Annotated in this window: 22 protein-coding genes and 3 pseudogenes; 14 read left to right on the top strand and 11 right to left on the bottom strand. The window is 48.5% G+C overall.

Translation table 11 applies throughout. The annotated features are described in order from the left end of the window. Positions 1-217: 217 nt before the first annotated feature. From OWK27_RS17365 to OWK27_RS17335, 7 genes and pseudogenes are all read right to left on the bottom strand, one after another. A complete protein-coding gene (locus tag OWK27_RS17365) occupies positions 218-457 on the bottom strand; it encodes a DUF4060 family protein (protein ID WP_014832196.1) in 240 nt (79 codons plus the stop codon). A gap of 38 nt (positions 458-495) precedes the next feature. Next, positions 496-1,581 carry a RecT family recombinase gene (locus OWK27_RS17360; RefSeq protein WP_038985441.1) on the bottom strand — a complete coding sequence of 362 codons (1,086 nt, stop codon included), beginning with the start codon at positions 1,579-1,581 and terminating at the stop codon, positions 496-498. Positions 1,582-1,590: 9 nt separating this feature from the next. Further along, positions 1,591-4,728, bottom strand: a complete 3,138-nt coding sequence (locus tag OWK27_RS17355) for a RecE family exodeoxyribonuclease (RefSeq protein ID WP_267590867.1) — start codon at positions 4,726-4,728, stop codon at positions 1,591-1,593. Positions 4,729-4,868: 140 nt separating this feature from the next. After that, on the bottom strand, positions 4,869-5,033 hold the full coding sequence (locus OWK27_RS17350) for a YdaE family protein (protein WP_267590866.1): 165 nt from the start codon (positions 5,031-5,033) through the stop codon (positions 4,869-4,871). After that, positions 5,026-5,181: pseudogene (locus tag OWK27_RS17345) on the bottom strand (hypothetical protein); the annotation flags it as partial. The pseudogene OWK27_RS17345 and the gene OWK27_RS17350, both read right to left, overlap by 8 nt. A 393-nt stretch (positions 5,182-5,574) precedes the next feature. Continuing rightward, positions 5,575-6,651 (bottom strand): ParA family protein, encoded by a 1,077-nt coding sequence (locus OWK27_RS17340; RefSeq protein ID WP_061099659.1) that lies wholly within the window; start codon positions 6,649-6,651, stop codon positions 5,575-5,577. Between the two features lie 321 nt (positions 6,652-6,972). Continuing rightward, a complete protein-coding gene (locus tag OWK27_RS17335; protein ID WP_267590865.1) occupies positions 6,973-7,356 on the bottom strand; it encodes a helix-turn-helix domain-containing protein in 384 nt (127 codons plus the stop codon). Between the two features lie 102 nt (positions 7,357-7,458). Here OWK27_RS17335 and OWK27_RS17330 point away from each other — a divergent pair, with 102 nt between their 5' ends. The 4 genes and pseudogenes from OWK27_RS17330 (at position 7,459) to OWK27_RS17310 (ending at position 9,924) form a co-directional block, all read left to right on the top strand. After that, positions 7,459-7,686 (top strand): transcriptional regulator, encoded by a 228-nt coding sequence (locus tag OWK27_RS17330; protein ID WP_061098051.1) that lies wholly within the window; start codon positions 7,459-7,461, stop codon positions 7,684-7,686. A 2-nt stretch (positions 7,687-7,688) separates the two neighbouring features. Next, positions 7,689-8,240, top strand: a complete 552-nt coding sequence (locus OWK27_RS17325; RefSeq protein WP_267590864.1) for a toxin YdaT family protein — start codon at positions 7,689-7,691, stop codon at positions 8,238-8,240. Positions 8,241-8,324: 84 nt separating this feature from the next. Then, positions 8,325-9,241: pseudogene (locus OWK27_RS17320) on the top strand (replication protein). Beyond that, a complete protein-coding gene (locus OWK27_RS17310; protein ID WP_267590861.1) occupies positions 9,238-9,924 on the top strand; it encodes a replication protein P in 687 nt (228 codons plus the stop codon). Before OWK27_RS17320 ends, OWK27_RS17310 begins: the two are co-directional and overlap by 4 nt. Positions 9,925-10,217: 293 nt before the next feature. On the opposite strand, the gene OWK27_RS17305 is transcribed toward OWK27_RS17310, so the two are convergent. Further along, positions 10,218-11,381, bottom strand: a complete 1,164-nt coding sequence (locus tag OWK27_RS17305; RefSeq protein ID WP_267590860.1) for an alpha/beta fold hydrolase — start codon at positions 11,379-11,381, stop codon at positions 10,218-10,220. A gap of 111 nt (positions 11,382-11,492) precedes the next feature. Between OWK27_RS17305 and OWK27_RS17300 the strand changes: the two genes are divergently transcribed. Further along, positions 11,493-12,389 carry a LysR family transcriptional regulator gene (locus OWK27_RS17300; RefSeq protein WP_267590859.1) on the top strand — a complete coding sequence of 299 codons (897 nt, stop codon included), beginning with the start codon at positions 11,493-11,495 and terminating at the stop codon, positions 12,387-12,389. A gap of 63 nt (positions 12,390-12,452) precedes the next feature. Here the strand turns inward: OWK27_RS17300 and OWK27_RS17295 are convergent, their stop codons facing one another. Continuing rightward, positions 12,453-13,250, bottom strand: coding sequence for an AraC family transcriptional regulator (locus OWK27_RS17295; protein ID WP_267590858.1), 798 nt, complete (start codon positions 13,248-13,250; stop codon positions 12,453-12,455). A gap of 109 nt (positions 13,251-13,359) precedes the next feature. On the opposite strand from OWK27_RS17295, the gene OWK27_RS17290 reads away from it, so the two are divergent. Continuing rightward, positions 13,360-14,151 (top strand): sulfite exporter TauE/SafE family protein, encoded by a 792-nt coding sequence (locus tag OWK27_RS17290; RefSeq protein WP_267590857.1) that lies wholly within the window; start codon positions 13,360-13,362, stop codon positions 14,149-14,151. Between the two features lie 396 nt (positions 14,152-14,547). Here OWK27_RS17290 and OWK27_RS17285 read toward each other — a convergent pair whose 3' ends face one another. Beyond that, positions 14,548-14,802 carry a type II toxin-antitoxin system ParD family antitoxin gene (locus OWK27_RS17285; RefSeq protein ID WP_267590856.1) on the bottom strand — a complete coding sequence of 85 codons (255 nt, stop codon included), beginning with the start codon at positions 14,800-14,802 and terminating at the stop codon, positions 14,548-14,550. A 588-nt stretch (positions 14,803-15,390) separates the two neighbouring features. Between OWK27_RS17285 and uspF the strand changes: the two genes are divergently transcribed. After that, complete coding sequence (gene uspF, locus OWK27_RS17280) at positions 15,391-15,825, top strand: universal stress protein UspF (RefSeq protein ID WP_267590903.1); 435 nt, start codon at positions 15,391-15,393, stop codon at positions 15,823-15,825. Positions 15,826-16,220: 395 nt separating this feature from the next. Continuing rightward, positions 16,221-16,475, top strand: coding sequence for a hypothetical protein (locus OWK27_RS17275; protein WP_267590855.1), 255 nt, complete (start codon positions 16,221-16,223; stop codon positions 16,473-16,475). A 180-nt stretch (positions 16,476-16,655) separates the two neighbouring features. Here the strand turns inward: OWK27_RS17275 and OWK27_RS17270 are convergent. Further along, positions 16,656-17,274 (bottom strand): annotated as a pseudogene (locus OWK27_RS17270) (transposase); the annotation flags it as partial. A 440-nt stretch (positions 17,275-17,714) separates the two neighbouring features. Between OWK27_RS17270 and OWK27_RS17265 the strand changes: the two are divergent. From OWK27_RS17265 to OWK27_RS17235, 6 genes are all read left to right on the top strand, one after another. Further along, positions 17,715-17,939 carry a DinI family protein gene (locus OWK27_RS17265; RefSeq protein WP_014832176.1) on the top strand — a complete coding sequence of 75 codons (225 nt, stop codon included), beginning with the start codon at positions 17,715-17,717 and terminating at the stop codon, positions 17,937-17,939. Positions 17,940-18,327: 388 nt separating this feature from the next. Further along, complete coding sequence (locus OWK27_RS17255; RefSeq protein WP_267590853.1) at positions 18,328-18,930, top strand: DUF1367 family protein; 603 nt, start codon at positions 18,328-18,330, stop codon at positions 18,928-18,930. A gap of 5 nt (positions 18,931-18,935) precedes the next feature. Continuing rightward, entirely contained in the window at positions 18,936-19,463 is a 528-nt protein-coding gene (locus OWK27_RS17250) for an HNH endonuclease (RefSeq protein ID WP_267590852.1), read from the top strand. Next, entirely contained in the window at positions 19,460-19,660 is a 201-nt protein-coding gene (locus OWK27_RS17245; protein WP_267590851.1) for a hypothetical protein, read from the top strand. The genes OWK27_RS17250 and OWK27_RS17245 overlap by 4 nt, the downstream gene beginning before the upstream one ends. A 2-nt stretch (positions 19,661-19,662) precedes the next feature. Continuing rightward, the gene (gene rusA, locus OWK27_RS17240; RefSeq protein WP_267590850.1) at positions 19,663-20,025 is read left to right on the top strand and encodes a crossover junction endodeoxyribonuclease RusA; all 363 of its coding nucleotides are present in this window, start codon (positions 19,663-19,665) and stop codon (positions 20,023-20,025) included. Next, the gene (locus tag OWK27_RS17235) at positions 20,022-20,855 is read left to right on the top strand and encodes an antitermination protein (RefSeq protein WP_267590849.1); all 834 of its coding nucleotides are present in this window, start codon (positions 20,022-20,024) and stop codon (positions 20,853-20,855) included. Before rusA ends, OWK27_RS17235 begins: the two co-directional genes overlap by 4 nt. Positions 20,856-21,011 lie beyond the last annotated feature (156 nt).

Here is a 21,011-nt window from a genome sequence, read left to right as displayed (position 1 = left end):
CACTTTTTCTTCCCACTCCAGGAGGTCTGAAAGTCTCCAGCGCTTCGGGCTTCCATTTATCTTCGGCTTCGGAAATGGTTGTGAAAAATATGCCGGCATTCTGGAAGGGGTGCTCCAAAAGTACAGCGTGCTCCGCGAAATTTTGTATCTTGATAAAACTTCACTGGTGATCAAGATATCAACATTCGTATAAGTTGTTTCATTCATATTGCACCTCTCAGTTGCATTGTCCCGGCAGATTGCGCAGCCTGCGGGCACCATTCATGGCTGTCGCAACGTAGCTGGCCCGGCGGTTAACGACTTCCACTGTTACCTTTATTCCATCAACCACTACGGTGTATGTGGTCTTGGTTTTCTGTCTGGCGAATTCACCGTAAGTTTCGACGTGCTTCGCGAGAGCGGCATCACATGCCTGGCGAGCCAAAGGGGATTGCTTACTGCGATTAATCAGTCGCATTTCTTCTCCTTGAGGGAGGGTTTCCCCTCCCAATCTCGTTAGTTCACGTATTCCGGTTTCATATCCGCCAGGGTGATGCTGAACTGCTCATGCAGTTCATCGCCCAGGTGACGCTTTGAAGAAGCCAGCACGCGTTCAGCTTCGCCAAAGCGTTCTGCCGCGTCGGGTTCATCCGGAGATGGCAGGGAGTTGATCGCCGCTTCCACTTTATTGCGAGCATCAACCAGGTAGTAGCGCTTCACTGCTTTGTTCTTAAGCTCGGTAAACAGGGCAGAACCTAGCGTTGCTTTGACGGTTTCGATATCTGCGCGTAGAGCTTTTGCACTATCGACATCCTGGGCCGCCTCGATGCGGTCGCGGAAATCATCAGCAAGTGCATCGATATTTTGAGCTGATTCCTGAGCTGTTTGAGTCGGGGTGACGTTCTCACCTGAAATATCTGCAAGGCTTACGTGCTGTGCCGGTGCCGGATTTACCTCTCGTTCTTCACGGCGATCATCGAGTTCATCCGGGGTATATACACCCAGAATCACATCCGGGCAGAACAGTCTCGCCCAACGTTTGACGGCCAGGTACGCCAGCTGCTGGCGAGGGTCGTCAGCCCAAAGGGTAGAGTTTCGGGTTCGGGCCTGAGCCAGCAGTAAATCAAGTTCCCTCGGCTGATCTTCACCTTTAAGCGTTGCGCGGATAATGATGCCGATCCCGGCTTCGTCAGCCAGGGTCCAGCCCGGGACGCGGTACTCGCCTTTGTCGCCTTTACGGATGTGGAATTTCCCAACAACCTTTTCCCATGGCCCGTACCATTCATATTCAAAGCGGCTGGCCAGCACGCCGCTTCGTGAAATGACGGCATTAACGAGCTGCGCTTCATACCCGAGCACACCGTTAATCAGGTGCGTCTTCTGCGCCACAGCAAAGGGATTCATCTGCCACTGTGCCGCTTGCATCGCTACAGCCATGCAGTCGGCTTGGTTGCCCTGCAGGTGTTTAGGAACAGTCGCGGTGCCTTGCGCCATAATCTGCGCGAACGTGCTGATGGCGTTCAGATACTGGGAATCGAACAGAGCCACGTTGGAGTTAATAACGGTGTTCTGGTCAGCAACGGTAACGTTAGTGTTATTCATAAATCCCCCTTAAGCCTGAGTGCGCAGCGCTTCAAGGCGGCGCATGTCAAAGTCGTTCAGTTCATCGGTGTAATCATCGATGATCGGCGCCGGCCATTCTCCGGTGTCGAAGCCGGTTGCGATGGCGCGCATCATTTTGCGGTACTCGAGCATGCCCAGTTCCAGCAGGTCTGCGGATGCCTCGATGATGGCGATCCAGTGGTAGTTCTCGTCTTTGTTGACGAAAATCCAGAAGAACTGGTCCAGCGCCGCGGTCTCGCAATACATAGCCGCGCTGAGGTGGTAGTCCCGGTCAATGATTTCCCGGTGCAGCCGGGCGCGCAGGCTTTCCTGCTTGACGTTCCACATGCTGATAGTTTTCAGGTCAGCACCGATGCGCACGCCGTCCAGGTCGATCTCAAGGTCAGGACGTACACGAACTTCTAGGCCCGTTTCCTCGTCAAAGCCGAAGTAGCTCACTTCAACGGCACGGCTTGGATGTGTCAGCAGCATGCCAGCGGTCGGGTGCGCCAGGAGCGCAGACTGAATTGCCCGTGCCGTTGCCAGCTGCTGGCGGGTAACCAGAATTTTTTCGCCAGGGTTGTCGCGCCAGGCATCCAACAGTTCGTCGGCGAATATGGCATCGGGCTTAACCGACTTAACTGCCTGGATCATGTCTGCTTTGGTGCCGGACACTTTCAGCGGCGTCGGTTTCTGCGCTTCCTGTGCCACCAAATCAGGATTGATAATCGCTAATTGCTCGAGTAGCGCATCACGGCTGCCGCTGGTTTTAACCGACACGGGCAGGGTGGCGTTGTACTCTTTAATGCATGCCTTCATTGCCGTTGCTGTCTGCTTCTGGCCTTCTTCAATACGCTGGTACTGAGCAGGGAGATCCATATAGCTTTGAGCCGTTTCTTCCAGGCTGGCGCCAAGCGGCACCGGAGCGGGAAGGGACGCGTTATGTTCTTCAAGCAACGCTTTAATCTCGTCTGAGCTCAGCAGCGTCGGCAGGCTGGCGTTGTACGCGTCAATGAACTCGCGCAGGGTTGCGGTGGTAGTGAAAGCACCCTCTGGGATCTCAGGCTCCACGCTGAACTCTGCATCGAGGGTTTCCGGCTGCAGTGCAAGGGCGTGCACCAGGTTCCCCATGTCCAGCACTTTAGATGCTGTGCGCGGGATAGTTTTAGCCACATGGCGCGCGTTGAAGTACATCAGGCTGACGCGGGCATCTTTTACTTGGGTTGAGCTAATACCGTTTGCTGCGTGATAAACCTCATTCGGCAGACCTTCGTAGCGGCCAGGCTCGAAGTAAGCCGGGTATTCGATTACTGGCTCTGACTGCTGCTCTTCCGGCGCTACGGTAACTGCTTGCGTATTAGCTGCATCAGCGCCTTCGCCTGGTTGTACCGGATCAGTATTTTCGACTTTCTTTGGCTTAGCCGTTTCCATCTGCACATCGCTGGTGGTCTCCGCTGTGTTTTCCGTTTTTTCGACTTCATTTGAGGGGATATCGATGACCGGGGCGGTATTTCCTCCCATCAGGCCATCGATGGAGAACATGCCGCTGCCGAGATTTTCAACCTGCGGTTGTTCAACATGTGCTTCGGTCTCAACAGCCGGAGTAGACAGCGGCAGCAACTCCACAGCAGAGTTAAACTCAGCCGTCATGGTTTTATTCACAAACTCAAGATGAGCCGCTGGCGTGTGGTGGATGTTTTCTGGCGCGATGCGGATAAGATTGAAGATTGCCGCACGGTTCACCGCCAGTATGCCTGGTTGATTGCGTAAGATTGCGCTCCATGACTTCCATGGCTCTTCTTTCTTGGCCACGATTTCTTTGGCGCGTCGTAACACGCTCGAAGGAATTTCGAAGTGATGGAAGTCCATAGGCAGTAGGGCACAGGCAATCTCAAGATCGAGAGTGTCCAATGTGTGTTGCGCACCTTCGCCGCGGTCAGTAACATAGCCGCCATCAGCGTTAGTGCCTGAATCAGTACGTTGCACGCTGCTGATGAGGTTTCCGGCTGCCCATTCGCGAACGAGAATGCCGCGGTCAATATAATCAGTCGCCGCCCAGATCCTGGTGAAACGGAGAACCCAAGCGAGTTCGTGACGCTTCTCCTGGCTGAACACCTTGCGAATTGCGTCGGTATAGCGCCAAAGGTCTTTGGTATCGTAACCCTTAACCTCTTCGCAGTTTTCTGCCGCCAGCAGCAGGTTCTGGACATAGCCGTTGTCAGTGTCCATCTCCAGCGCGCTGATACCTTCGTATTCTTCGCGGGTTAAGTGGTGGCGCAGTTCGTCGGCGGTAAACTGGGCGAGTAGCTGCTTGCGGAAGGGCATACGCACGACTGGATAACGTGTGGTTTCGTCATCATTCTCATCAATCTGGATTCCGTTATCAGGTTCTGGGTCCTGAACAGTTGCAACGTCGGTGTCGCTGGTGCTTTCTGATTTGAGCAGAGTAAGCTTTCCGCTTTTCCACTCTCTCACTAACTCATTGCGCTCACCGGCATCTACTCTCAACCAGTCGGCCATGAAAGCAGCAAGTAGCTTTACTTCGTGCTCTTCATCTGGCGCGAATACCTGCTTAATAGCCTGAACCAGTTTCCATTCAGCGTTCAGGCTGAGTTCGGCAACTTCAGGGATGTCGTTCTTCGCCTGCAGCAGGTTCTGGAGATAGGTGTTGCCTTCATCCAGAGACATTTCGCTGGCAGCCAGCTGCTGCTCTTTAGTAATGTCTGACTGGTATTTGTCGCTGGTCAGATGGAAGGCAAAACGGACCGCTGGAGTGCGGTTTTCAAGCGGGACACTCTCGACGGTAGTTTCGACTTTAACGGACGTTTCCGATGCCGCGGTGTTGTCCATGGCTCCAGTAGACTCAGCACCAGCCTTTGGCAGCCAGGTGCGTCCATCGTCCTGCAGTTTGTAACGTTTGCACCAGGTGTAATCCACGGTGCTTTCTTTCGGGAGGTCGTTATACACCGGGAAATCGGTGCGAACCGGTTTGGCGTAATCCTTACCGCGTCCGGTTTCAATACATGCATCTTCCAGCTCAACATCGAGCTGCAGGTTTGCACGGGCTTCAGATTTCGCAGTGAACCAAATCACTGCGTCTTCTTTGCCAGATTTCTGCGTAGCCTTAACTACATAGAAAAATTCCATGTGAGATCCTCTTTTTTGGATGTAAGATCCCCGGGCCAGAGAAAGCGCCCATTGGGTGAACTTTGGTTTTTTAAGTAGTTTTCCGGTGTAACTTTGGTCGGGAGCACCGGACGTACGGGCCGCCTTGCGCGGCTTTTACGTTATGCCTCGTGTGCCATCTGGTCGTACGAAGCACAACGTTCAGAGCAGTATTCTTTTTCTTTGCGCGCCAGCTGTGAGCCGTTGCGATAGAGAAGGGTACTTTTGACTACTTCCCCCGGTTTGACTGGCTTGCCGCAGTACCTGCATTTCTTTGAGTTACACATCTGGATTCCCCTTTTGCGCCAGCAGGTAGCATAAGCGGCGAAGTATCACCTCGAAGAAGTTCAGCTTTACTGCCTGTTGCCGTCCTGGTTTGCGTGCGAAATCAATCATTCTCACCCTCGTTTGCCTTATCGCCGGCCAGCGGAACGTTTACACCTGATGCGCGTTAATCTCTCCACCTCATCCGACTATTCGTATGCCGTCGGCGGCTACTTCGTGGGCGTCCTGCCTTGGTGGTTCGTAGTGCGTCTTGGTAGATGTCATTAAATCACTGGTTTATATTTATGTCAATCATGAGTTGTTGTCGAGGGTAAATCTTTGGTTTATTTTGGCATTTATGTGAAGGCCATTCATCGCGGGGGACATAAAGTCAAATGATTGAGGTTGGTTAACCTTAAGGAGTTACGCTTAGTCATCTAACTAACAGAAGTAAAGAGGCAACAGTCGTTAGTGTATCGAGGCAGTAGTTAGTGAGTAGAATGGTATGCTTACGAGATATAACGCATTAAAATAAAAAACCCGGCGTGAAGCCGGGTGGGAAGATTAGATACAGCTTACAACGTTATTTACATCAGTTTCTAAAGCATCGATTTGCGCTTTATTAGCCTGTGTCGCCATGCCGTAAATGGTGTAGCTTTTATGTTGAAGACTACTTAATGGGCAACCTTCATGGTTTATGATGGCAGCGAGTGTATTGCCATCTTTTACATGCATTACTCGATCAGTAATTTTTTCTTCAGTAAATAAATGTGAATGGGTTTTGAGCAAATCAGTTGTGATTTTTTTAATTTCTTCAGCGTGCGATTTAAAGGCTTTTGCAGCGTCTTTCTCATTCGTTCTGGAGCGGTTTTGAACAAATACATGAAGTTTAGGGAATTCGATCTTACTCTGTTTTGCTTCTTTATTGAAATCAAGGAACATTTCATCCTGTTCCGAGTTATCAATTGATACTCCATAGATTAACTTAACTAAGTTTTTGATTCCACGGATAGATGCTGCATCAGCAGTACAAGGGATTATAACTCTATTTGACGCAACAACACCGAGTTCAGTATAACTCGCGAAGCTTGGATTGCAATCAATGAAAAAGGTTTTAGGCCTTTCAGAAATTGTTTTGTCAGCTTCAAAAGACGCAATTAGATCTATTAATAAAGAGCGACTTTTTTTCCAAGCTTCTTTGACTGGAGAAGAACCAATGTGAGCAATTAGACGTGAGCAAATATCTAAATCCACATCACCAGGTAACAGATATAAATTAGGTGGCATTTTAGCATTTACTGAATCAGCCTTAACAAAATAAGAGGATTCATTACCTAATCTAGAAAGAGGAGATTTGCTAAACCGCTCTTTGATATATCCAGCGATAGTCGTATTTCTATCCCTGAGTTGGTTTAGGTTTTCTTCACCAACACCATTTCCCCCAAGGATAATTTCCGAAACGTTTGATTGCGGACAAGCATCAATAACTACAACGTCTTCATTCTCGTGGGCAATCGCATACTCAACTGCAAGGTTGTAAGTAAGAAACGTCTTTCCTACCCCACCTTTGTTGTTCCAAATCAAGTATTTTTTGTTTGTATCAATCATATCATTAGCGACTTCAACCGTTTCTGTTTCCATAATCATATCCTAATTTGCTGTATCCATAAAAAAATATTAACGTAAAGATGGTATTAACAAAAAATTAACATTTTGGTGCGAAAAGCCTGAAGCTAATTAGCCCTAACGAGAAGTATGAGTAGATGGTTTAAGGATGAAACCAAACATTCATATTCGAATTTTATGATTAAAATTCAAGTGGATGAACGCATCTCATCCTTGTGGTTACAACACTTTCCCATCTAAACATAAACATCATTTACTAAAGACCTACATCTTTTAGATGTCTGGAAAAGGATCAAACAAGTAGTAATTCGTTTAGATGAGTTAACAGATTAGTCGTTACTCAGGCTCACCTTTAACTCTCCTGCTCATGTATTTTTCATAAAGAGCGTCAAGTTCTTTCAACCTAATAGAAAAGATTCGCAACATATTTTGTTGCTCTTCTTCCGGTAGCTGGCGGTAGAGCTCTAAAAGCTTCTGCTCATCCTGCTTGAGTCCATCCTTTTCACTTACCTCTTCCCCTAAAAGCCATGCCACAGATATCCCTACCGCATCAGCGATTGCAAGAGCAGACTTTTTGCTTATTACGCCTTTTTTAAACCAGCCGTTCACGGCCTGAGGTGTAACTCCAGCGATTCTTGCCATATCGGCTTTTGTTACTCCACGAGCATTGATCTCGTTGAGCCTTTCTACCAGTACCTGGTTGGGTTCTTCTTTTCTCATAGGCCCATTGTAAATATTTGGTTTATACACTCAATAAATACTAGGTTTGTAATTTATATAAATCTGTGGTTTACTTTTTCTGTGAATAAGCAGGAGAAGACAATGTCCGCACTCGATAAAGCAATCAAAGCCGCTGGCTCAGCCAGAAAACTCGGTCTCGCGCTTGGCGTAACGAGTATGTCTGTAAGTCATTGGAAGAATCGTGACCATGGGATAGTCCCGCCAAATTACATCTTCCCCATTTTCAAAATGACAGGTGTTACCCCCCACGAGCTTCGCCCAGATCTCTACCCGAATCCCACAGATGGTTTACCTAAACAGGAGCCTTAACAATGCAGACTGTTTCATTTCATCAGAGTAGCAGAGCTTCCTCTAATCCACTGAAATTCCCGTGTCATGAAAGCGAGCCGGCATATCGGGAGATAGATCATTACGATATCTGCTCTGCGGTACGAGCTTGGGCTGCGGTAGAAGGGCGCGTAGCTGTCGCGCTTCAAATCCAAGACGCGGCGGAAGAACTTCAACTTGATGGCGTGGATTTCTCAGGTCAGGCCGATGTCTGGAACGTGAAACTGTTCCGCTGGCTGGACAACAAAGAAGACTCCGCATCGTACCGAAAGAATGTCGAACAGCTGGTGCCAGCGATCATGTCCGTATTACCGCTTCGATACCGCGACCGTGTCGTAAAGAACGACTCGTTTGCTTACCGGATGGCCAGATTGGAAAAAGAGGTGAGTGAAGCGAAGCAAGCTCTGATGCTCGATGCACCGAAGAAGGAAAAGCTGAAGGAGTTAGGCGAGGGGATTTTCGAAATGTTCAGAATCGATCCGGACCTTACGGCGCCGCTGCTGGCGATGGTGACAACCATGTTGGGGGCAATGTGAAAACTTCAGAAAAGGCGAAAGCCGCGGTGCTCGAACACCAACGGCTTTCAGGTGCAAAAACGGAGTGTAATTGCGGAGCTAAGTATGTCAAACACAGCTGAAATTATCAATTTCCCCCAAAGAACCGAACAACCGGGAGGTCGTATGGCCGACCTGTCGAACGGGTATACCAAGGTCGCTAACGAGATCCAACAGCTCAAACCTCGTCTAAGAATGTCAGGCCGGGAGTGGCAATGTTTTGAGGCGGTGATCTGGCTTACCTACGGCTGGAATAAGAAACAGGACCGCGTTACGAATACAGTAATCGCTGAGCTTACAGGGCTAAGTGATTCCCACGTTTCTGATGCGCTCAAATCACTCGTAGAACGCAAAATTATCTTCAGTCAGAAGCAGGGCGTGATGAAAACAGTCGGTGTAAATACTGACCTTTCCGCCTGGATTTTAGACAAACCGAAAACGGGAAAAGTCTTCCCGAAATCGGGAAAAGTGTTACCGAAAACGGGAAAAACCTTCCCGGAAACGGTAGACACCCAAGACTATAACAAGAACAATATTAAAAGATCCTCGTCTCGGAATTCTGACGAATCCCGAAACCAGAAAACTCAAAAGTTTCTCTCACGCCATCCAGAAGCCTCCGCCGGGATATACACCCCGGCAGGTAAATCATGGGGATCCGCTGACGACCTCAGGCTGCACGCTGGATTTACGACAGGCTTCTCACCGTCAACGCATCGCTATCTGAACCCAACTGGGCTGAATGGGCAAACACCATCAGGCTGATGCGTGTCCAGGACAAGCGTACTCACTACGAAATCTGTGACTTGTTCCAGTGGGCTAACCGGGACGAGTTCTGGAAAGACAACATCCTGAGCCCTTCAAGTCTGCGCAAGCAGTGGGATCAGCTCACCACGAAGCGGCTGCGTGTAACCGGAACGGCAAAGCCATACCGGGGCGGCATTGACCTGCATAACACCGACTGGATTGATGGGGTGCTGGAATGAAAAACCTAGCCGAGAGCATTCGCAATTTTGACCGGGAACAAGCTCGCCGCGTGGCGCACAACATGCCAGAGCAGTACACCGAGCGCGAACAAACGCAGCAGGTGGCGCAGATTATCAACGGGCTGTTCGTTCAGCTGGCGGCCACGTTCCCGGCAAGCCTGGTTAATCGCAGCCAGGAAGACGTGAACGAGATCCGCCGTCAGTGGGTGCTGGCCTTCAAAGAAAACGGGATCACCACAATGGAGCAGGTTGAAGCGGGCATGCGCATGGTGCGTCGTCAGGAGCGTCCATTCCTGCCTTCGCCAGGCCAGTTCATCAAGTGGTGCAGGGAAGGGCGCTGCGTGCTGGGGATCACCACTGCTGACGTCATGGCTGAGTACTGGAAGTGGCGTAAGCTGGTGTTCCGTTACCCGAGCAGCGAGCAGTATCCGTGGCCGAAGCCTGTTTATTACCACATCTGTCTGGAGCTGCGTCGCCGCGGAACTGATGGCCAGCTGTGTCACAAAGAACTCGAGCGTGAGGCCGGTGATCTTCTGGGCATGTGGGAAAAGCGGGTGCTGGCCGGTAAGCCGATTCCGCCTGTTCGGCGGGCGTTGGCCGCGCCAGAAGCTCCGAAGGGGCCGACACCTGCTGAGCTTTTGAAAGCTAAATATGAGCGGATGAAAGCCGATGGGACGGTATAGGGATTAAAGGGTCTGCTATGAGCGAGAAGCGGACGTTCCGGGTCAAAATACTAAGAAGCTGAACACAGGTCTGCTGACGAGCCTGTGGTATGCTCCAACATTGCTCGTTTGCTCATATACCTTATAGGCGCACCGACAGGTCGTGATTTAAGGCCGACTTAGCAAAACGGCAGAGCTGGTAGGTTCTGCCTAACCGCCAGGCGTGGAGCAATGGCAAGGTTGCATCTACAACCGGCCCTGACTTGTTATGACTTACTGCAGATGAATATCTGCATCCGTATCTTTAATAGCATTCAGACGACCCCTGATGGGTTTGAAATGCGTATCCGCCAGCCCTTGTCCGCACCCTGCTCTATTACCTGTGTGGCGATACCGCGCTCAACGCGTTGAGTGCCGTCATCTGAAGTCGTCGTCAGCGACCAGTCGATAAGGGCGAGAACGAGATCACCAGCATAGATGAGAGTACGTATCTGGTTCCTGATAACCGGCCGTGTTGCTGTGAGCGTGATTAAAGCCATCCGTAGTGCTTCAGGATTACTTTCAATGACAGTACCATCAGTCATTTTCATGGTGGCGCGATTACTGAAAACGGACATCAAGTTATCAATTTTTCCCGCGTTAAATGCTTCATCAAAGGCGGCGATGGTTTCACCAGGGGAGCGATAAACCGCGGCACTCTTTTCAATTGATGCAGCGAAGGCAGATATGCAGCTGGCGATCTCACCGGGTGATTCAAGCGGTGAGAGGTGTCCCGTACCGGGAATAATATACATCGCTGCGTGAGGAATACGGGTTAGCAACTCTCTTTGCAAAGTTTCCGGGGTGTCAACCCGGTCCAGTTCTCCTGAGATGACTCTGACCGGAACATTAATGGAGGCGACTTCCCGGGTGATGTCCTCGCTGATCGCTACACCGGGCCAGCCTGCTTTGGCGCCGACTGATGCTCTTAAACTGTCCTCGATAATCTGCTCACGAAGCGCAGGACTGAGCGGCCGCGCCGTCAGGACGTTGTCGATGACAAACTCGACTGATTCGCGGCTGTTATAGGCGCTGGATAGTCTGTCGCGCTCCTCTGAGGAAAGCAGCATGGGAGAAGGTGGGGAGGGTGCAATGAGAACCAGTCCCTCAAGCCCTTCGGGCTGGCGCGATGCCATCAATAGGGCGACCTTTCCCCCCATCGAATGGCCAACCAGAATGTAGCGTTTAAGCTGAAGCGCCGAAATAACGCCTTCGGCATCCTGTGCAAGGTCTTCAATCCTGTATCCGGATTCGGGAGCGTCTGACAAGCCCCAGCCACGATGATCGATGGCAACCGTGCGGTAGCGGTCTGATAACTGACCTGTCACGCTCTCCCATGTACGGGATGAGCCGCCATAATAGTGCAAAAAAACCAGCGAAAGTTCACCGCTTCCCTGTAACTGTACATTGATACCCGTATTGTTCACGTTAATTTTCATCGTTTCAGACCTCCTGAGGAATGAAAACAATATTAATTACAGCCTCAATTAATGATAATCCGTGAAATAATATCGATAGACAATACTGTAATTATCGAATGGCGGGATCTAATGGACAGATTGATCAGCATGCAGATTTTCATGGCGGCAGTGGAAGAGGGAAGTTTTGCGGCGGCTGCAAGACGTTTTAAGCTTTCAGCGGCAATGGCAGGAAAACATGTCAGTGCTATCGAATCCGATTTAAATGCCCGGCTTCTTCAGCGTTCAACACGCCGTCTAAGCCTGACGGATGTGGGGCAGCGGTATTATGAACGTTGCAAAGTTATTCTTGAGGCTGTGGAAGATGCGAACAGAGAAGCGAGAGATGTCCAGGCAACACCGCGCGGGTTACTTCGCATTGCTGCGCCCGTCGCCTTCGGTGCAATTCATCTTGGAGCGATAGCGTCACGCTATCTGGAACAATTTCCGGAGGTCAGTCTGGATGTTGTGCTTGAAGATAAATACGCAGACCTGATTGAAAATCGGATTGATGTTGCCATCAGGGTTGGGAGTCTTGACGATCCGTCGCTTGTTACCCGGCGGCTGGCGCCCTGCAAGATGGTTTTGTGTGCATCACCAGAGTATCTGAAAAAACACGGCACACCAGAGACACCGGAAGATATTTCCCGTGCGCCGCGTCTGGCGTTCAGCCAGGCGGTTTCAGCGGGAGACTGGACTATTTGCGACCCTGAGGGCAGCTTGCACCGTATCGAAAGTGCATGCCGAATCACGTCCAATAATATGCAGTTGCTTCTGGAATCCGCCCTGGCCGGAACAGGCATAGCCTATGGTCCCAGTTTTGTTTTTTGTGAGCATATAAAACAGGGCAGACTGATTGATCTGTTGCCAGCGCATAAGACAACGGAACTTACCATTCAGGCAGTGTATCCCAGTGCGATCCGCATTCCTTTCAAGGTTCGTAGCTTTGTTGATTTCATTGCCGAAGCTTTAAGAGATACACAGCTGTAACGAGAGAAAAAAAGAAATATACGTTCAGTAATGTCAGCTATTTGCACATAGCTGACGCTATGATCAGCGCCCTGCTCTGTGGAGCTTTTGAAATCGAGCCGGGTGATAATACGAAGGTGGTTGTCCCGTGACACGCCGGAACATCGTTGCGAAAGATGATGCATTATCGTATTCAAGAGTCAACGCTACTTCATTTACGGGTTTTCCTGTTATCAACAATGCCAGTGCGCTAACCACACAGGCTCGTTGGCGCCAGGCAGAAAATGACATGCCAATTTGCTTAAGGAAATGGCGGCGAAAGGTGCTGGCGCTCATGTACAGCGCATTGGCCCAGCGCTCTGCTGGATCATGAATTGAGGGATTGAGTAAAAACGCCTGACAAAGAGCTAATAGAGCCGGATGTTGTGGCAGCGGAATATCGAATTCGCGAACCGGCATTGCCGCCAGCTCCAGTATCATCAGATTTATCAAAGCACGGTCGCGCGTGCTTTCATACAGTGGCGGTAAATCCACTGACTCAAGCAATAGCTGACGTAATAATGGCGATACGCCAATAACTTCACAGCGATGATATTTAAAGAAAGCTGCCACGCAATCTGGTTCTATATACAGGCTGCGAGTGGTCACGCCAACAAATTTGACGGCGTGCATAGTTTCGGGTGGGATCCACACAGCATGTTGTGGAGGAACAATCCACTCCCCATCCTGAGTTATTACATACATCAATCCGGTCGCGCCATATAGCAGCTGCGCGCGGCGATGTTTGTGCTGTGGCAGCATAAATCCCTGCACATAGTCATTGCCTATCGCCACCACTTCACGATCGAGCTGATCGACCTCTTCAATTTTTACGTTGCGCACACCAGTCTCCTTTTGACCGATTGACAAAGGTAATCGAGCACAGCGCTAATGTGAAGCGGGGCGCTACCGGTATAAGCTGCTGAATCATTTTCAGGTCGGGGATATTCTTTTGAACGATATCGCAATAATTGCGCTGGCAGGCTTTACTACCGGTATAACCACAGTGCTTTTTGGTTTCGGAGGCGGCTTTGTTGTGGTGCCATTCGTTTATCAACTAATGCTGCGGCAGGCTGAACTGGCAGGAAACGCCATGCATATCGCGGTTGCTACCTCTACAGCGGTGATGATATTTAACGCGGGCTGGGTCAGCTATCGAAACTGGCGAGCTGGCAAGCTTTCATCGCAGACATTGTTCCCGTTGCTATGGTTTATAGCTATTGGGGCTGTTGTGGGTTCCTGTCTGGCAGGAATATTTAGCGAGAATATTGTTCGCGCGATGTTCGTTATCTACATGCTGGCAACAATCAGCGATTGTTTGTTGCGTAAGGGTTTTTTCATAGGAAGTTCTCCGCGCCACTTATCACTTCCTGTTGTAACGGGCGGCGGAGTGCTCATCGGTATGATAGCAGCATTGCTTGGAGTAGGCGGCAGCGTAATGACGGTACCCCTGTTGCGGCGACATGGCTATGCGATGCGTGAGTGCATTAGTGCTTCTAATCCACTTTCCCTCCCTGTCGCGCTATGTGGTGCCGTGACGTATGCAATTATTGGCTGGCAAAATATTCCAGTGAGCGGATTTCTCGGTTTTATCAGCCTGAAAATTTTAGGTATGTTGGTACTGGCAGGCTGGGCTGGAATAGTTTTTAGCCGTCGGGTTATACCTGCTGTACCTGACATTTGGCACGCACGAATCTATGTCATGCTGCTATTCCTGGTTCTACTGGCGATGCTGTTTCAGTAAACATCATCCATCGTAGCTAATACTGCTCGAAATTATACCTGTACCAATGTCCGCTTCTGGCACTAAGCGGACATCTCAGCTTTGCCCAACTTTGGATGTTCGGAGTTATCTTTAATAAGTTATTGAAATTAAATAACTTTATTATAATGATTCTCCAGGTTATCTACAGGGTTCATGCCGTGCCCTGAGACTGGATGAGATAACCACTATATGCGATGACACAAAATAAGTCATATGCTGCTCCCCTGGCCAAGAGCAGATATTTTTTCCCTGCTCTGTGCGATATGTGCCGCTGTCATGCATGGGCAGAACTATATACGCAATTGTCTGGGTCACTGCGAACTGTATGAAGCTGTAGTTCCAGATAGCCCCAGATTTTCTTCTTTTTTTGTCAGCTCAATCTCTTTCATTTGCTACCTTGGCCCTGAGATTTTTCAGGAATTCATCCTTGTTCCAGGCTTTCGCATCACCGCTGCATTCGGCCAGCAACTCAAACAGCTCCTGCAGACGGGATGCAGCCTGCTTCTCGCGCAACAAACGCAGCGCATCACGCATGACTTCACTCTGGGTGTGGTAGTCACCCGTCCTGACCAGGGAATCAATAAATTCACGCAGCTCATCACCCACGTCCACCGACATCGTACGGGCCATATCGCCTCCTTTTAATGATGTAATTTTTGTTCTTACATCAGTAAATTATTTTAGCATAGGAGCTGACCTGCTCCCTATTGGTTAAATATATCCAGAATGAATGTTTAACGAAAAACTAACATTCCCAGTGGATTGGTTATGAATAACATCGCGTTTAAGTATAAATGACATTACACAAATACTTTCATTTTTACGTTAATCTCACCTGAAATTTTTTTGCTTTAAATTTTTATAGAATGCTTATTCTCTACAAATCCATAAGTTGATAAAAAGGATTCTAAATTCATATGAGATTATGGAATGTTAGCAACGCGACATATCAGAATTTTTAACATTTAAAAAACAAACATTAAGAAACTTTGTCAATTAATATAGTGGAGAGATAATTATGAGAAAATACTACTCTATATGATATCTTAAAAACATAACAAATCAAATCATCCAAAAGCATTAAAGATACAGAGGCAGATAAAAGCATTATAAATTAGAAAAAATGATGAGTAAGTGTGATCAGTATAACACCCAAAATAACCTGAAAAATTTATAATGAAATGAACTTGAATAATCCACAAGTAACTGGAGGACATGATGTATAATTCAATTCTGGTTCCTATTGATATTTCTGAGACTGAACTAACGCATAAGGTTATCCCTTTCGTCCAAACGCATTCAGTGCTTAACACGACCAAGGTCCATTTCCTTACTGTAATTCCTTCATTACCTTACTATTCTTCATTGGGTATCGCTTACTCAGCCGAAATGCCCAAGATGAGAGATTTACAGCAGGCTGCTCTATCTAAACTTGATGATATAATTATGCAATTTCGAATACCTGCTAATAAGATACAAAAGCATGCAGTAACTGGGTCTCCAAAGGATCAAATTCTCAAGTTTGCTGAAATGATTGATGCTGACCTAATTATCATTGCTTCTCACAGGCCTGGTATCTCAACCTATCTCTTAGGCTCTAACGCTTCAGCTGTCGTGCGACATGCAAAATGTCCTGTACTGGTTGTTCGTTGACAACCTACTACTGCAGGGTGTACCGAAATGGTTAAAGGTTTACAAGCCCGCTGCTGCGGGCTTAGCTCTGTCAACAGTACGATTAAGCTAGTAAACATTTATTATCCGTCACTGTGCCGTTTATCACTTTTGTCCTTCCAAATGATCACCATTCTGCTGAACGGAAGGCAGTGCAGCTTAAGCAAAAATGGGTACGTGTAAATATGTTACATATTTCACATTTTTCTTCAAATACTGAAAGTACAGTGTGGCTATTATTTGTAATCCAAAACATTTACTTCACGGCCCATAATTTTAAGGTTATGGAACGTCCCTGTTTACGTGAAAGATAAATTTCGTGTAGATAAACATGGAACGGTCGGGATTGTTGGGCCATATTTATAAGAGCCATTTAGATGAAAGAACCTGTGAATTTTTCAATAAGCTATGAACAACTGACCGCCAGAACAGAAGATTTAATACAGTTCTACGTAAGTCGCCGTTATGAAATGCCTGCGACTAACAGATTTTGTGCTGAAGCGCTTCTTATGTTGTGGTGTGTCCTGGCGCATGAAGGGCATCTTGAAACTAGCAATGCCAGGCAAATTATGGAAGATACCCGTCGTTTGCTGGGAATGGTAGCCAGTATCAAAAAGACCAAGTTTGATTGAACGCCAAGAAGAGGATAATAAGTATATTACTAACTTAAATCACTTGCCATTCATCCTCTCCATCATTGCAGGATGCCAGCCAGTACCCTCATTGAGGAAACCGCGCACCTTATAAATAGCGCTCACTCAACAAAATAACACGATGTTCCGCTTCACGCCCTAAGACATTCGACAAGCTTTTTATGTCACCAGTAAGGACGTTTTTCGTTCTTCCTGCGCCAGCAAATATTTCGCGTGTTATCAAGGATTTTGGTCTTTAAACAGCGGTAAATGATCCTTATCCATTTGAAAGTCTTAGCCCGCACCGCGGACTGATGAGGTTTTCCTTTTTCACGTTGCCCCTGATAATACTGTCTGGCCTAGTACGATGAGTTACTCCTCTTCACAGTCCATCTCACGAATGTCAGTCGGATGAACTTCACACACCGCCAGCGCCAGTATACCCAGGATTTTGGCCGCTTCGCTCGGCTACAGGTGCTATGCTAGCGTAGCTTTGATTTTCTTCGGTGCTGTAGAAGCGGTTACGGTTATCACTAAATGCGGCAAGCATGTGCGGCCCGATTCACGGTTCCCTTCCCGAAGGCGTACCGAATAAGGAGTCAATACGCTCGTCGTATGTTCTGATTAGCTAGACTACCATTTGCCGGAAGATCTGCCGATAGCGGGCCAATGACAACGCGTGTACAGGAAAGACAGTGACAAAAGGGTACTTCTGAAGAGCATACAATACCGGGCCTTTCTTCAGTTCAAGAGCTATAGCGATCTTGCCATTCACCTTCTGGTGCAACTCGTTGAGCCAGATATTATGAGGCGGTATGTAATCAGTCCGGATGGCCAAGGCAAACAGCACTGAACACTGAAAGTGTCACAAGCAAGGACCAGAGTAGTATCGGCAAAGACTGCGAAATCTTTAATTCAAATAATGAGAACATTACGCAACGGATACTTTAACGATGGTCCCGAAGTGAGGGCCTGCAAGTGAGGTTCTCGCCATAGAGTTTGGGCATGAAATGGTGTTAGTGAGCTGTGCTGTGTATCCAATCCATCAGTCTTACTTTCACCACAAAACATGTAATCCTCAGACGCAACAAGTCTTTACTAATGCAGTAACCTGTTGTTTGTTTAGGGGGACATCATCTGAGTAGGCTACTTTATGAGCTCTGAGAACGTTGCAAAATCCGCTACATAAGTTTATAAGTATACTGTATTTACATACAGTAATTCATTGCGGAGGGAAAAATGAAAATCGAGTTAGCCATTGATCGCATGAAGAAACTTCCTGATGGAGCTATACCTGCACTAGAGTCAGAACTGCTCAAAAGGCTCAGCAAGCAGTTTGATAATTGTCAGCTAACGATCAAGCGTGCCAGCAATGATGGTCTGAGTGTTTTCGGGGGCGACAAGAAAGAGGTTGAGCAAATCGTGCAGGAGACCTGGGAAAGCGCCGACGAGTGGTTTTATTAATCGCGTGAATTTCACTGGAGCAGTTTCAAAGAGTATCGCTGTTTGCGTTCCCCTGGCTGTTCCCGATTTCTGTTTACCGCGTCAATAAGTCGCTCTGGGGGAAATAGTGTGTAGTGCAGATGCCTTTAATGCAGATGATCAATGGTACGACGTGGTCAGAAGGGCCGATAAAGCAGTTATCTATAGCTTCCCGGCTGAGGGCAGATATCTGGTTTATCGAGTAAATGGAATAGTTTCATTACGACCGTTGCTCGAAGAGGAAGAAATATTCACTCTCAACGGGTTTATGCAATTTGCAAAACGACTGGGGTACCGAGTTACACAACCGTCTGATATTATTCTTTCATAGGCCTGAACAACCTATACCTGATGCGCCACGGAGAGAACCATGGCGCTAGAATTACAACTTATCAAACACCATTCAGGAATACTGATCCCGGCTACGCCCGAGACCAGGGATATCCTGCAATCAAAAACCCGGCTCGGCGATATTCTTGTTGCCGAGTTCAGGCGGGTACGAAACCCGGCATTTCACCGGCGCTTTTTCGCGCTTCTCAATCTCGGTTTTGAATACTGGGAACCAACCGGCGGGGCTATCTCGAGTAACGAGAGGAAGCTGATTACTGGCTACGCCAAGTTCCTGGCTTCGTATGCCGGCAATGAGGGCGCGCTGATCGATGCTGCTGAGCAGTATCTGGAACAGGTTGCTTACCGGCGCGTCACGAACGGGATTAGCCTGTGCAAATCCTTCGATGCCTACCGCTCCTGGGTGATCGTCGAGGCAGGGCACTTTGATGCCATTCAGCTACCTGACGGCACACTCAAAAAGCATTCTCGTAGCATCTCATTCGCCAACATGGACGAGCTCGAATTCCAGCAGCTCTATAAAGCTGCGCTCGATGTTCTCTGGCGCTGGGTCCTGTCCCGTTCATTCCGCAGCCGTGATGAGGCCGAAAATGTCGCCGCTCAGCTGCTTGGTTTTGCGGGGTGAGGGACATGAAACAAAGCTCAAAACAATTAACCTCCGAAACCCTGAAGGAATTGCTGCATTACAACCCTGAAACTGGCGTTTTCACTTGGGCTATGAATGCTGGTCAGCGAGCTCAGGTTGGCCGTATAGCCGGATCCAGAACCCCCTCGGGTTACATAAAAATAAGCCTTTCTAGGAAGCTTTACGCTGCTCATCGATTGGCGTGGTTATACATGACTGGTAGTTGGCCAGAAAATGAAATTGACCATATTGATAACAATCCCTCAAACAATGTCTTCAGCAATCTGCGTGCTGCTACGAAATCTCAGAATGCTCAAAATAGGAGCAATCGAAGAGGGACTACGAGCAAATACAAAGGCGTGAGTTTTGATTCTCAGCACCAAAAATGGGTGGCGCAGATATGGATAAAAGAAGCCGGAAAATGCAAGCGGATTGGCCTCTATTTAAGCGAGAAAGATGCTGCTGATGCTTATTGCAAGGAGGCAATGAAGCTTCATGGCGATTTTTTCAAAGTACCGGAGTATCAGCGATGAAATACTCCTATTTCCACCACACCGATTGCAGCACCGAACAAGCCGACGAACTGGTTAAGCGTTACAAAGCGCGCGGCGTTCGGGTTGAGCGTAGCCTTAATCCGGATTACGTGACCTGGACTGTAAGTGCATTCTTGCCGACCTCAAATACACCAGCGCGCCCGGATAGCCGCTGGCGAAACCGGATGTGGGGGTGAACGTGAAGACATATCAAATCACTTTGCCCTGGCCGCCGAGCAATAATCGGTATTACCGGCACAACCGTGGGCGTACGCACATTAGCGCTGATGGCGTCGCGTACCGCTATGCCGTGGCCAGTATCATTCGAAGCGGCCGGCTAAATATCCGAACGGCGGCACCACTCAAAATCCGAATTGAATGTCACATGCCCGACCGCCGGCGCCGCGATCTGGATAACCTGCAGAAAGCTGCTTTCGACGCTTTAACCAAGGCGGGATTCTGGCTGGATGACTGCCAGGTTGTTGATTATCGCGTTGTGAAAATGCCTGTCGTTAAGGGCGGGAAATTAGAACTCACCATTACCGAGCTGGAGACCGCATGAATCTTGAAAATACCCTCAAATATCACTTCGCCAAATCGACAATGATTAGCGACTCTCCGCGTGCTACTGCGTCAGACTCATTAACCGGGACGGATATCATGGCCGCTATGGGTATGACACAAGAACGGGCAGTATTGGGATACAGCGCCTTTCTCGGGAAGATGGGTATCAGCAACAATGACCGGGAGAGGGCGATCGAATTGCTGGCCCAGTACGCGTTGACTAAGTGCGATCGGGTTGCTGCACTTCGCAAACTCGATGCCAGGGTTAAGCCATTAGTGATGCACCAGCTGGCCACCTTCGCGTTTGAGGACTATTCCCGCAGCGCCGCCAGCGTGAAGCAGTGCGATGGCTGCAATGGGGAAGGGTTTATTGACGCTGAGGTATTCAGCATGAAGTCTCACACTCCGGCAAAAGATAAGAAGTTCGTGAAGATGTCTTTGCATATGGGCGTCGAAGATATTCACCCTTCCGACTATGAGGTGCTCAGGCAGGTCAGGGAGGTTGCACGCGTTCTCTGCCCTCAGTGTAAGGGCAAGAAGGTTGTTAGTTGTGCCTGTAGAGATTGTCATGGACGCGGGAAAGCCATTAATCAGGCTCTTACAAAACAGCAGGGCGTTCCGGTTCTGGCTAATTGCAAACGCTGCAGTGGCCGAGGTTATGAACGAATTCCATCAACTGAGGCTTACGCAGCTGTATGTGGGATAACGGATGCAATCAGCCTCGATACCTGGAAGAAGTCAGTTAAGCCCTTTTACGATCAGCTAATCACCAAGTTTGACATCGAAGAGGCATGGGCTGATGCACAGCTTAAGCAGATAACAAAATAGGGCGTTATTTTATCGTGAGCTATTTACTTTTCCCGAATCTGTGGTAATTTTGCTTTAACGATGGGTTATTGCCTTCGTTTAAAGCCCTGCGGTTAACCCCGTGGGGCTTTTTGCTTAATAGCAATTTAAGTATTACTAAAATCATCAGTATTCATT

Source organism: Enterobacter cloacae complex sp. 2022EL-00788 (assembly GCF_026627565.1).
In the GTDB taxonomy this organism is placed as follows: domain Bacteria; phylum Pseudomonadota; class Gammaproteobacteria; order Enterobacterales; family Enterobacteriaceae; genus Enterobacter; species Enterobacter pasteurii.
The sequence above is the reverse complement of the archived record's forward strand: the minus strand, read 5'-3'. Positions and strand labels throughout refer to the sequence as shown.